The 12,610-nt window shown below is 51.2% G+C and carries 7 protein-coding genes; 4 read left to right on the top strand and 3 right to left on the bottom strand.

Annotated features, from left to right (window positions below; all coding sequences use genetic code 11):
* The 3 genes from UTM25_RS06780 to UTM25_RS06770 all read left to right on the top strand — a co-directional run.
* Positions 1 to 206: hypothetical protein (locus tag UTM25_RS06780; protein ID WP_320714511.1), on the top strand; the 206-nt coding region annotated here is incomplete at its 5' end.
* Between the two features lie 101 nt (positions 207 to 307).
* Positions 308 to 1,990, top strand: a complete 1,683-nt coding sequence (locus UTM25_RS06775; RefSeq protein WP_194399617.1) for a ShlB/FhaC/HecB family hemolysin secretion/activation protein — start codon at positions 308 to 310, stop codon at positions 1,988 to 1,990.
* 140 nt (positions 1,991 to 2,130) lie between these two features.
* Positions 2,131 to 2,754 carry a hypothetical protein gene (locus UTM25_RS06770; RefSeq protein WP_320714510.1) on the top strand — a complete coding sequence of 208 codons (624 nt, stop codon included), beginning with the start codon at positions 2,131 to 2,133 and terminating at the stop codon, positions 2,752 to 2,754.
* 201 nt (positions 2,755 to 2,955) lie between these two features.
* On the opposite strand, the gene UTM25_RS06765 is transcribed toward UTM25_RS06770, so the two are convergent.
* Positions 2,956 to 3,228 (bottom strand): hypothetical protein, encoded by a 273-nt coding sequence (locus UTM25_RS06765; protein WP_182015724.1) that lies wholly within the window; start codon positions 3,226 to 3,228, stop codon positions 2,956 to 2,958.
* A 79-nt stretch (positions 3,229 to 3,307) separates the two neighbouring features.
* Positions 3,308 to 3,484, bottom strand: coding sequence for a YnfU family zinc-binding protein (locus tag UTM25_RS22610; RefSeq protein WP_213076229.1), 177 nt, complete (start codon positions 3,482 to 3,484; stop codon positions 3,308 to 3,310).
* A gap of 153 nt (positions 3,485 to 3,637) precedes the next feature.
* Between UTM25_RS22610 and UTM25_RS06760 the strand changes: the two genes are divergently transcribed.
* Complete coding sequence (locus tag UTM25_RS06760; protein ID WP_004132711.1) at positions 3,638 to 3,871, top strand: hypothetical protein; 234 nt, start codon at positions 3,638 to 3,640, stop codon at positions 3,869 to 3,871.
* 19 nt (positions 3,872 to 3,890) lie between these two features.
* Here UTM25_RS06760 and UTM25_RS06755 read toward each other — a convergent pair whose 3' ends face one another.
* Positions 3,891 to 12,473 (bottom strand): GH36-type glycosyl hydrolase domain-containing protein, encoded by an 8,583-nt coding sequence (locus tag UTM25_RS06755; RefSeq protein ID WP_194399250.1) that lies wholly within the window; start codon positions 12,471 to 12,473, stop codon positions 3,891 to 3,893.
* Positions 12,474 to 12,610: the final 137 nt, after the last annotated feature.

The following is a 12,610-nucleotide window of genomic DNA, read 5'->3' as shown; positions in this document are numbered from 1 at the left end:
CGACACCAGAACCAGCACCAGCACCAGATAATAATGGCAGGCCTCATGCCAATGGTCCAGATGGTCAGGGTGGTGTTTGGGTTGAGGGCGTTGATTATTATCCCGGCGCGACGGTAAACGGTGTTTACATCACCGATGTCAGCGTGAACGCGAACGGCAGTTATATGATTAAAACTGCTGATTTTGCTGTTGGCGGAATGCTCTGATTAATCTTAAATGCTTTTTCTTGTAATTAAAGAACGCTCCGATATTTCGGAGCGCTCTTTTATTTTGACAATATTTATATCCAAAAGTGGTTAGAGTGCAAATGTTTATACGCCAGCCCGGTGTTGTTGTCGCGGTGATGTCTTCACTGTGCAGTGTCTTTTTTTCGGTCCATGCTGAAACTTCTGTTAATCAGCAGGCACTTCTTCAGCAGCAGCAGGATGAGGCTCGGCGTAATCTGCTTACGCCCGAGGCCAAATCGTTACTTTCGTCAGAATCAACAACACTGTCGGAGAGTTTAGTTCTATTACCGGAAAAGCCTTGTTATCTGATTAAACATGTCATTCTTGAGAAGAACAGTGCCCTGCCTCACTGGTTAATTTTCCGCGATTTAACCCGGCAACTTGAAGGGCAATGTGTCGGTATCAACGGTATTAAAACATTACATAAGGCGATACAGAATCGCTTAATTGCCCATGGTTTTATCACTACCCGCATTTTGCTCCCCGCTCAGGATCTTAATAATGGTACGCTTACCCTGCGTATTCTTCCTGGCAAAATCAGCGATATTGTTTTTAAAGATAATTCTGGGCACTACATCCATTCAATCAATAATTTTCCACAGGGAAAAGGCGATGTGCTCGATCTTCGCGGTCTGGAACAGGGTCTGGAAAACCTGCAGCGCGTACCGGGTTCTACCGCAGAAATTAATCTTGTGCCCGGTGTTAAACCTGGTGAGACGCAGGTCGAAGTGGCTCGTTTGCAGCCAAAATCATGGCGTCTGGGCGCATGGGCTGATGACGCTGGCAGCAAATATACCGGGCGCTATCAGAGCGGCTTTGCGTTGTATCTTGATAATCCGACCTCACTGAATGACCTGTTTTACGTCTCCTACGGTGGCGGGTTAAAAAACGAAGATGGTCGTCGGACCGATAACGTTTCTGCCTTTTATTCCGTTCCGTGGGGATACTGGCAGTTGGATCTGTACGGTACGAAGTACCGCTACACCCAGACCATCCGCAGTGGTGATTTCAGCTATTTATACAGCGGTGACGAAAAATTACTGACCGCGCAGTTAAGCCGCATTCTGTTCAGAAACGCCAGCCAGAAAACCACCCTGAGCTTCAAAGGCATTAAACGCGATTCGAGCTATTTCCTTAACGATGTCGAAGTTGAGGTTCAGCACCGAAATACCAGTAGCTGGAAATTAAACCTTGAGCACCAGGCTTATCTCTCTTTTGGACAGTTGAAAGCGAACCTGGGATATCAGCGTGCTGCCCACTGGTTCGGAGAAGAGTCCGATGCCGAAGAAGTGGTCGGCAGTGCCGATTCGCAGGCCAGGATCCTCACCATGAGTCTGGACGCGACAGTGCCGTTTAACCTGGCAGGACAGTCGATGAGCTATGAGCCGCATTTTATGAAGCAAACGTCGCCAGACCGACTCACCCAGCCAGACAAATTCACCATCGGTAACCGCTGGACGGTACGTGGCTTCGACGGAGAAACGACGATATATGCCGATAAAGGCTGGTACCAGCGTAATGACATAAACCTTAACCTGCCGGCCAGAAAGATGCAGCCGTATATTGGCTTTGATTATGGCGAGGTCAGCGGTTCGAAAGGCGATTACTGGAGCGGGAAACATATTGCTGGCGCGGCATTAGGCGTGCGTGGACTGACAGGCACTCTTGGCTACGATCTCTTTGCTGGTGTGCCGGTAATGAAACCGGGTGACATGCACGTGAGCCCGGTGACGGTGGGATTTTCGCTACAATGGCAATATTGAAAAGAGGTTATCTAAATGATAAATGCTTTTAAGCCCCTAAATAGGATTAAAAATATATTGCCTGCAAACATTCTGTTCTGGATGATTACGAATCACCAGGAAGCATATCCTTAATGATATCGTTACGTAGAATGAGCAAGATGTCGACCCACTCTATAAAGTTTATATTCATCAGCGATAATTATTACTTGCAGATCGCGCTACAGCATCTGATTGGTGCCAACGCTATATCCAGCAAGGAATTTACTCGTCATTATGTTTATCAGCATCTCGAGGATGCTATTGTCATTCTCGATCTATCCAATGTTCTGGATGTTTCTAATAACATTAAAAAAATGAGCATATTGCGTATGCTGAGTCCGCATACAAAGGTGGTGTTGCTTAAATCATCGATGCTAAACCTTACATTTCTGAATCAATTTTATCACTGGGATGTGGATATTTCACTGCCAGACTTTAAAAGTCTGGTGGTGAAGGAGTTAAGACAGGTTAATAGCCTTTGCGCCAACAGTGATGTTAATCCCAAAGGTTTTACCACCGCGCAGGTTGATTTCTTATATTTATACGCGCAAGGGTTGTCTATGCCTGAGATTGCGGAAAGATTAGATATACCGCTAAAAACAGCCTATTCACGCAAGACCTTGCTATGGCGGCGCTTTGGCCTTCACCGTGGGAATAATATTTATTATTTACTGCCGCATATTAAAACGTATTTGCAGGTGCGTTATCCGAGAACATCTGACTGGATCCATCATTACGAATAGGCACGATGGTGATGTAAGCATTCACCCTAACTTCATAGGTACTTTCTGTCTTTCGCGGCCTTCCCCGACCATTTTGTTTTAGATAATTTAAATCCATCTAAATTCAGGAAAAAATATTTTCCAATGACTGGTGAATAATTTAAAGAGCCAGGGGTGAATTGTAAGCCAGCAAATTTATTCTGTTATAAATCCATGGTTTTATCATTGATACTCAAGGAATTGTCTTCTTGATTCATCATCATCAAGGTACTCAAAAGAAAGAAGCCGAATTTTGGTAAGTTTATAAAACCACTCACAATCGTTTCGTTGAATAATTTCGCCTGGTTTGAAACATATCCCGGATGCCACCCGAATAATCGCATATTTACCATTACTAAACCTGACCCGGTGAATACAGAAAAGTTGGCCAGCCTGTCCGTGACAGCTGTTCGACATGATATGCCCTTCAATAAAAACAGATTTTTTAGATTTCATTATCATACCCTCGACAACAGCAGTACAGGAGGAATGTTGTCATTTTCCGACATCACTGACGTTACGTGGCAGAAGCTGATCAGCCGCCGATACACCAGCATTCTGAAGGTCTGAACAACAGTCCGCAGGCAGGGCACTCAAGAACCGCATCTTTTCTTAGTTTACCTGCTTTCTGATCGGCTCTGTGTGCACATACCGGGCAGGCAACATGAACCGGTCTTTCTTTAAAATACCTGAGCCCATTTGTATAAGACATAAATAATTCTCTGAGGAATAGAGTAATTATTATACACTTTAATATAAAAATAACTGGCATAAGTTATGTTAAGTTGTGTCTGAATCAGGATATCAGATATTGAAAATTGAACGTCTTATTTATGATACACTACCCTTCCGTGAGAAATTTAAGATGAAATCAGAAGACACCCTTGACTGGTATCCGGCACAATTACCGCCTGTGAAAATTATTCTTGGCGAAGCCGTGCTGGCTGTGGGTAAACAGGGCCGACCGATTAATACCCGCACCTTGCTGGAATACCTTCAGGTCATGCAGGACAAACAAAAAAGGCGGGATGACAAAATCGCCATGCAGACTGCGATTGATGTTCTCAGGGATAATCAGCGCATTAACGGCAGACGTTAATGCACCTCCGGGATCAGTGTCAGTTCTGAATGATCTCAACCGTATGGTTTTGTCCATCATCCTTCAGCGGTATTCTGTCATCAGGGAGGAGAACACCATCCAGCGTCACGCAATATTCTGCATCGCCGCGTGAAACACTAATCTGATAATGGCTTTCACCATATTGATATGCCATAGAAAAAGACGACCACTCATCCGGTAACCTGGCATGAACACTAAAGTCAGTGCCGGAACGTTTTATCCCCAGTAATTCCTCGGTAAGTAAACGCCAGGCCCAGGCTGCTGAACCGGTATACCAGCTCCAACCTGCACGTCCGGTATGGGGAGCGACGCTGTAGACATCAGCACTCATGACATAAGGCTCAGCTTTATAAATCCCGACAGAGTCCGCATTCAGGGTATGATTTATAGGGCTGAGCATTGACCAGAGTTGCCAGGCTCGTCCGGCATTTCCCATTCGGGCAAAGGCCATCACTGCCCAGATGGCGCCATGCGTATACTGCCCTCCGTTTTCCCGCACGCCGGGCAGGTACCCCTGTATGTAGCCCGGATTTAGACCGTGTCCGTCGAAAGGAGGCGTTAACAGTTTGATCAGCCCTCCTTCGTTATCCACAAGGTGCTTATCCAGCGCCTGCATGGCCTTTGCGCACCGTCCCGGGCTCGCGGCGCCGGACAATACAGACCAGCTCTGCGCAATCGCATCAATCCGGCAGTCCTGTGAGGTTTTCGATCCCAGGGGAGTACCATCGTCAAAATACCCGCGCCGGTACCATTCCCCATCCCAGGCGTGGGCTTCGAGATTACTTTGCAGGCGCAGAGCCTGTGAACGGCACATCGCGGCGACGCTTTCATCCAGCCTGCGCTCCGCCAGCGCTGCAAACCGCTGCAAAATGTCGTACAGGAAGAAGCCCAGCCAGACGCTTTCACCTTTGCCTTCGATACCCACCCGGTTCATCCCGTCATTCCAGTCACCAGCCCCCATCAGCGGCAGGCCATGCTCCCCGAAGCGAAGTCCATAGTGAATAGCTTTGACGCAGTGTAACCAGAGTGTCTCTTCGGTGCCGCTGATGACCGGCGTGTCATAGACAGACTCTTCACCAGGCTGAAGCGAGCGTCCCTCCAGATAAGGAATGCGTATTTCCAGTGCATCCATATCCCCCGTCGTTTCAACATAGTGGCAAACAGCAAGCGGCAGCCAAAGGTAGTCATCGGAACAGCGGGTACGCACACCGTTGCCGTGTGGCGGGTGCCACCAGTGCTGCACATCCCCCTCGATAAACTGCCGTGATGCACAGAGTATTATCTGTTCACGCATCCGGTCCGGAGCAGCGTGGCTCAGAGCCAGCGTATCCTGCAGCTGATCGCGAAAACCAAATGCACCGCCAGACTGATAGTAGCCACTCCGGGCCATAAGACGGCAGGCGACCGTCTGATACAACAGCCAGCCATTAACCAGTAAATTTACGGACGTGTCTGGGGTGTTAACTACGATTTTATCGAGAACATTGTGCCAGTGATTATGAATCCGGTTCAGCTCCTGGCGGACCGTATCCTCGTTCATGTAGCGGGCCAGCGTCTCCTGAGCACAAACATCATTCTCCTCTGCGCCGAGGATAAAAATAAACGTCCTCTGGTCCCCGTCAATTAATGTAACCGCCGATTGCACCGCTCCGCAGGGATCCAGACCGGCCCCCGTCTTACCAGAAAGCTTTTGCAGTTTCATGGCCGAAGGGGCGTGAAGGGAACCATTACGGCCAATAAACTCCCGGCGATCCCCTGTCAGAGAACAGTCATTACCGCTGACGGCAAAAAATGCAGTTCGGCCGCCACCATTATCACCATAAAAGTTATTCGCAAGCACCCCGCAGCCACCGGGCGTTCTGGCCACATGTGTCACAATGTGAGGGGCTGAGCGCGTTCGTGTTTCTCCGAGCGTCCACTCTACATAGCCTGTGACGGAAAGTTGACGTGTCCGTCCCGAAGAGTTGCTGAGCGTCAGGAGCACCAGTTTAACCGGATCTTCTTCAGCAACCAGGACCGTCAACTCGCTGTCTATACCACTCTCACGATGGGCAAAAACGCTGTAGCCAAAACCATGGCGGGTCAGGTAATCACCGTGTCCGCGAACAGGTAAAGCCGTCGGCGACCAGCACTCCCCGCTCTCTTCATCGCGCAGGTAAAATGCCTCGCCGCTGCGATCGCTCACCGGATCGTTTTCCCACGGCGTCAACCGGTATTCATGGGCATTCTCATACCAGGTATAGGCCTGCCCTGCCTCTGAGATCACACAGCCAAAACGAGAATTTGCCAGTATGTTCGACCAGGGAGCCGGTGTAAGCGCATTTTCCCGAAGGACGATCTGATACTCCCGCCCATCCTGAGAAAATCCACCGTACCCATTGAAATGGCATAACTGACTGGTATCAGGGCTCCAGTCCGTATGTTGATTACGCTCGCGCACAGCACGCGGAATGAATGCCCTTGCCGGCGATTTCAGGGTATGAATACGCTGGTTAAGCTGCTCATTAATACCCCCTGCGCGGTCATCAAGATAAAGACAGGCCACGCTCATCAAAAGCAACTTATCCTCAGCGGAGAGATGCTCACCGTTCCGGACAAAAAGCCCGCCCTTTTTATCCAGCAGACTGGCTTCAGACCCGGCATAAATTAACTCCATAATCTGATTTTGTAATCCCTGCTGGTAGCCGCCGGGGCTGTTATTCAGGATAACCAAATCAACATCCAGCCCTTTCTGTCTCCAGTAACGGTGTGCCTGAATCAGTGTGGTCACTGAGGTGATACTTTCCTCGCTGGTTATACTCAGCAGCACTATCGGCAGATCCCCTGAAATTGCCCAGCCCCACAGTCCGGACTGGCCACGCCGGTTGCGGCCGATCGCCTGGCCTTCGGCACGCAGCTCCTGGACAGGGTAAAGCACAGCGCTGGCGAGACTATTGAATAACGTGGCATCATCTTCACTGGCGTTCATCTGGCGCAATACCACCAGACTGTGAGACCAGGCCAGTTCAAAGACGCGATCGGCGATAGGGTAATCGCGATATTTCTCCAGCAACGCCAGGCTCTGCTGACGGGTCTCGCTGATGCCATAAATGATATCAATCGTAACCGGCTGCCCCGGCTGCAGAATGATGGCGTTGCGAATTGCCAGTATCGGATCCAGCACCGAGCCCGACGTGTTGCCTAGCATCCCTCCCGTCTCTATTGCCTGTGCATTCGCAGGGTTTCTGCCACGTCCAATAAACCTTGCCCTGTCCGTTTCAAACGACACGTTATGTCGGTTATCGCCGTGCACCACCATCATGTGAAACAGGCAAGAGCCCGGTTCATCCGGTGAGCGCGGGCGCCGGTGGCAAAGAATAGCGTCACGCTCAGGAGCCAGCTCAGTCTGAATAAACAAATTGCTGAATGCCGGGTGTGCCAGATCGCTGGCATCAGGTGCCAGTACAACTTCAGCATAGGTTGTCAGCTCCAGAAAGCGAGGCTTACGACCACGATGAATCAGTGTGAGCCGTCGCAATTCAACATCATCCTCCGGAGAGATCACCACCTGAGTTTTGACGCTGAGTCCCCCTAAGCTGCGTCTGAATTCTGCCCCCGCATCGGTGAACAACACTTCCTCGTCTTGTCCGCTGGTGTAGCCTGTTGGTTGCCAGGTATTGCTCCACACATCTCCCGTCTGGGTATCGCGGATATAGCAGAATGCTCCCCAGTTATCACGGGTGGTATCACTGCGCCAGCGCGTTAGTGCAATATCATTCCAGCGACTGTAACCACCGCCGCCCGCGGTCAACATCAGATGATAATGGCCGTTGGACAGGAGTTGAATATCCGGGGCGGGGGTATCCACGCTATAGAAAATACGGGGCTCATAGCGAACGGGTTTGACCATGCCCTCATGAGATTCAAAATGACGGCGCGGACTGTACAGATCGACCGCATCCGGCACGCGCTCCTGTAACAGCAGACTCGCTGACCGGAATACCGTGCTGGACATAAAGCGTTCAGTCATGGGGGCGTCAAGCAGCACATGAGCCAGCGCCTGAAATGCCATACCCTGGTGATGCGCCATCCAGGACTGTACCACCGCATAGAGCTGACCGGTTGCAAGACGTGAGGGTGTATAGTCCAGCGCTTCATAAAAACCGTATTCTCCGCATGCACCATTTTTTTGCAGCCTGAACAGGTTCTCACAGGCTCTCTGTGGGAAAACCATCAGCGCCAGCAGCGTGGCGTAAGGAGCAACAACCATGTCATCGGCAAGTCCCCTGCGCAGACCGAGCCCCGGTACGCCAAATGCCTGATACTGATAATTATGCTGAACATCAAAAGCATGAAAGCCAGACTCAGAAACACCCCATGGTACCCCGCGTTCTTTCCCCCAGTGAATCTGGCGCATAACCGCCGACTGACTCATTTCATCGAGCAGGCTGCCGGGGCTGGAGGGCATCACCAGATTCGGCATCAGGTATTCAAACATGGACCCGCTCCATGACATCAGGGCAGTTTCATTATCAATCGTGGTAAACAATCGACCCAGCGCGTACCAGCTTTTAAGAGGCAGCTGATTAGTCGCAATGGCAAGAAAACTGGTCAGGCGGATTTCAGACGGCAGGAGATCGTAGTGGCTCTTGTCAGGCATATTGGTGTCACAGTTATAACCGACGCTGAGCAGACTGGTTGCTTCACTGTACAGAAAGGCGAAATCCATCCGGGCATGCTCATCCAGCCGCTGTTCCAGCTCGGTGATAATATTAAGTCGCATTCGGGCCTGCTCCGCCACTGACGCCGGAGGCGTTCCTGTACCGGTTAATGTCGGACGGGCAAGCTCGCTCAGCGTTGGCAGCGTCTGTTCATTCCAGGATGCAGGCAACCAGCCAAGCAACAGAGACCACTCATGGCAAAGCTGAACCAGTTGATGCTCCAGATGTCCAGCCCAGCGCATCTGAAGAGGAGATCCCTGATGACATGCGCTGGTCAGATGGTTGCACTGGGTGCGCATGCTTTTCAGTTCGCTGAAAAGCGCCTGCGGAGAGAGCGACACCGCGTTCAGGCAATGCTTGCGCAGCAGTCTCAGACTGTCAGGTGGGTTCTTACCCCACTGTTTTTCCAGAATATCCAGCGTATCGTTCAGTCCTGCCAGTATCTGTTGGTTGCTTAAAACAGGCTGATGACGCATGGCGGACAGGCCTGCACGCAGGGTCAATAAATGCCCGGCCATATTGCCGCTGTCGACGCTGGAGATATAGCGTGGACTTAGGGGGACCAGCGTACGGGTGTCATACCAGTTGTAGAGATGGCCCCGGTAGTGCTCCATTTGATCCATCGTGTCGAGCGTGAGCGACACGCGCCGGAGCACCTCTCCGCCAGGCAGGTAGCCAAAGTCCCATGCCGTCAGGTTAGCCATAAGTGAAAGACCAATATTGGTAGGAGAAGTTCGGTGTGCCACCGTCGGCTGTGGTATTTCCTGATAATTATCAGGCGGAAGCCAGTTCTCTTTTGCTGTGGCAAATGTTTCAAAAAAAGCCCAGATTTCACGGCTTGTCTGGCGTAACAGCTGTTTTTGTTCCTGATTAGGCGAAAAAACCTTACGCACGGGCTGGCGACTCAGCCAGCTCATCAGCAGCGGTGCCACACTCCATACCAAACCGATCGGTAACGCAATCCCCAGCAGCTGTGGGGCAAATTGTCCGGTCAGTATTGTCAGCGCCACGCCACCGGCAACGTTCAGCCACATCGCCTGATAAAAATGTGCAACAGTGGGTCTGGCCTGACTGCTGTCCTGGCTGTGGCTGACCCACTGGCTGAGGTGACGCCTGCTTATCCCCAGTCGCCATAGCGTCACGGCGATCGCTTTCAGCGAATATCCGGCTTCGTGCGGCAGTATCGCAAAATTAAGGCTGATACCTGACAGACGCTTTAGCGCGCCCGCCCCCACCAGTAACAGATGCGGCTTCACGCGGCGACGCAGAGGTTTATGCAGAAGGTCGTGGCTAATGCAGAGGATGGCTGGCAACAGCCATATCAGCAACAGTATGCCCAGCCAGTAAACCGGATTGGGTACCCAAAGCAGAGCGAAGAACAGCAATATCAGTAAGGAGGGGGCGACCAGACTGCGACGTAGATTATCGAGTAATTTCCAGTAAGAAAGCGCGGTCAGCGGATTCCTGACCCGGGTACCATCGGCTTTTCTGACGCGTGGTTTTAGCCAGTTAAGCAGTTGCCAGTCACCCCGGATCCAGCGTGAACGTCGTGCAACATCCGACAGATAATTATTAGGGTACTGTTCGTACAGTAACACTTCGCTCAGCAGACCCGAACGTGCATAGCATCCTTCAAGCAGATCGTGGCTGAGTACCAGATTTTCCGGGCAGGTATTGGCAGTGGCCTGCATAAAAATGTCAACATCGTAAATCCCTTTGCCCACAAACGATCCTTCCCCAAAGAGATCCTGATAGATATCCGAAGACATCATAGAATAGGGGTTATTACCCGGTATGCTGCTGCGCAGGGCGGCGTAACGCCCCTGACCGTTACGTGGTATCTCCTCCGCAAGACCGGGTTGTAAAATACCAAATCCTTTGACCACCCTCTGGCGTACCGGATCATACTCTGGCGTATTCAACGGATGGGCCATCGCCGCGACCAGTTTGTGAGCCGTATCGCGCGGCAACACCGTATCACTGTCCAGGGTAATGACGTATTTAATGTGATCCGGTAAAAGGTGGGCCGGCATGTCTGCAACGCTGACGAATTGGGTTCCCGGATGGCGCAACCAGCTGTTCAGCAACGCCAGTTTTCCCCGCTTGCGTTCGTAGCCCATCCACACTCCTTCCGAGGGGTTCCATTCAGGCTGACGATGTAACAGATAAAAACGTGGTCGGCCGGAGGGGTAGCGCCGATTCAGCGCCTGCGTATCAGCGATAGCCTGTCTGAGCAGCGCGTGACTTTCCGGCGAGGGTTCATTTTCAGAATCTGCAAAATCAGTGAGCAGCGCGAACCTGAGATTTTCGTTTTCATTCCCCAACCAGCAAACTTCAAGGCTGGTGAGGAGCTGGCTGAAACTTTCGTGGCTGGTCAACATGCAGGGAATGACTAACATAGTGGCACTGTCAGCGGGAATACCGGCTGAAAAATCCATCCCCGGCAAGGGGCGAGGAACGCGAAAACGGGTGGTTGCGTCACTGAGTAAATCACTCATTAACTGAGTTAAAGCGATAACCAGAGGTAATATCACCGCGATTAACAACCAACCTGCGCCCTGCATGGCAGTTTCGTGCAATATTGCCGCGGTCGCTGCGGTTGTCAACAACGCCAGGCTGCCAAGCCATGACAGCAGGGTTATTCTGTTGAAACTGTGCCGCAAGCGTATGAGTCTTGAGGTGTCTGCCAGAAGATGTATATCCAGTGCCTGTCGACCTTCGCCGGCGAGATAATAACCAATATGATGTTCCGGTGTATTGGGGGCTTTTTCCTCTGAAAGCGCCAGCACCCTGTCAGCAACCTCAGGCTCGCTGAGCCCACTGTCTCTGGCCAGGACCTCAACTACGTGCCGGTAATGATCCCGTGTATTGAAGTGCATCCGGGGATAGATACCGGCAGGATCATTTCTTAATGCCTGTTCGACGACGCTTATCGTTTCGGCGAAATCAGCCCAGTCCGTTTCACCCAGTAATCGCAGACCTGCGATGCTGTTACTGACAGACAGCTGGCTGGCGGCAAGCTGTTGATTGAAGTTATTTATGAGAATGTCAGTGGTGACTCCCTGTTCCCGAAGGCACTGATCAACCCAGGTAAGAGGTAACGACAGCGCGTTGCCGTGCCCCTGCAGACGCCGCACCAGTTCTGCGACAAACGCGCTGGATAACGGAGGACGGGAGCGCGCCAAATCGGCAACCACCATAATTAAATCACCAGGCGCACTCTCTGCACATTCGAAAATCCTGGTTATCCACGTATCTGCCAGGTTTCTGTCCTGTTGCGCTTTTATCACTTCCATACTGATACGACGAAGATTTTCAATCAGCGCCAGGCGCAGCATTCCCGGTAATGCCCAGATTTCACCTAGTGTCAGCGGCGTCACCTGTTGATAGGCAGCGAGATAGCTGGTCAGACTGGTGGCATCCCAGCGGCCATCACCGTGAGCAATGGCCTCTGATGCGATATGATAAATTCTTGGGCAATTCAGCGGCGACGTCAGCGACGGGAGACCTTTACCAAAACTTTTCGGCAAGTGCTGGCGGACGGTACGGATTTGTTCCTCAATCAGATAATAATTGTCCAGCAACCACTCCCCGGCGGGCATGATACTGGTCTTTTTACCTGCATTAAGCTCATAGCAGTTTTGGGTGATAACGGCCTCATTGTCGCCAAGCCGTTTCAGAAGATAATAGGGATGTTTATCCGGTGATACTTTATGGGTCCGCGCCAGCTTCTGACCATAGCGTTCCATCTGGGCAGTCGAAAAGAGTTCTGACCGCGGAGTGCTTTCGCTTGCAGGATCGTTCGCCGAAAACGTTACGTTTTCGGCAGCATTCATCGGAATACGGGAGCGGTTAAACCACGCTCTGGGGTTCATTTTCATAGCATTGCTCTGATGCGACATTAGCGCGCAGGAGCAGTTGCGAAATCAGTTCAGAAACGTTCTCTCAGGATGTGCGTCAGGCATCAGGGATTTAACAGCTGCCGGAATCTAACATAAGTATAGGACATGAGCTCTGT

Source organism: Enterobacter sp. 61D5, from assembly GCF_034107965.1.
Lineage (GTDB): Bacteria > Pseudomonadota > Gammaproteobacteria > Enterobacterales > Enterobacteriaceae > Enterobacter > Enterobacter cloacae_M.
The sequence above is the reverse complement of the archived record's forward strand: the minus strand, read 5'-3'. Positions and strand labels throughout refer to the sequence as shown.

Coding starts and splice junctions, on each gene's coding strand:
- UTM25_RS06775 (WP_194399617.1), top strand. CDS start 308: ATGTTTATACGCCAGCCCGGTGTTGTTGTCGCGGTGATGTCTTCACTG.
- UTM25_RS06770 (WP_320714510.1), top strand. CDS start 2,131: ATGTCGACCCACTCTATAAAGTTTATATTCATCAGCGATAATTATTAC.
- UTM25_RS06765 (WP_182015724.1), bottom strand. CDS start 3,228: ATGAAATCTAAAAAATCTGTTTTTATTGAAGGGCATATCATGTCGAAC.
- UTM25_RS22610 (WP_213076229.1), bottom strand. CDS start 3,484: ATGTCTTATACAAATGGGCTCAGGTATTTTAAAGAAAGACCGGTTCAT.
- UTM25_RS06760 (WP_004132711.1), top strand. CDS start 3,638: ATGAAATCAGAAGACACCCTTGACTGGTATCCGGCACAATTACCGCCT.
- UTM25_RS06755 (WP_194399250.1), bottom strand. CDS start 12,473: ATGAAAATGAACCCCAGAGCGTGGTTTAACCGCTCCCGTATTCCGATG.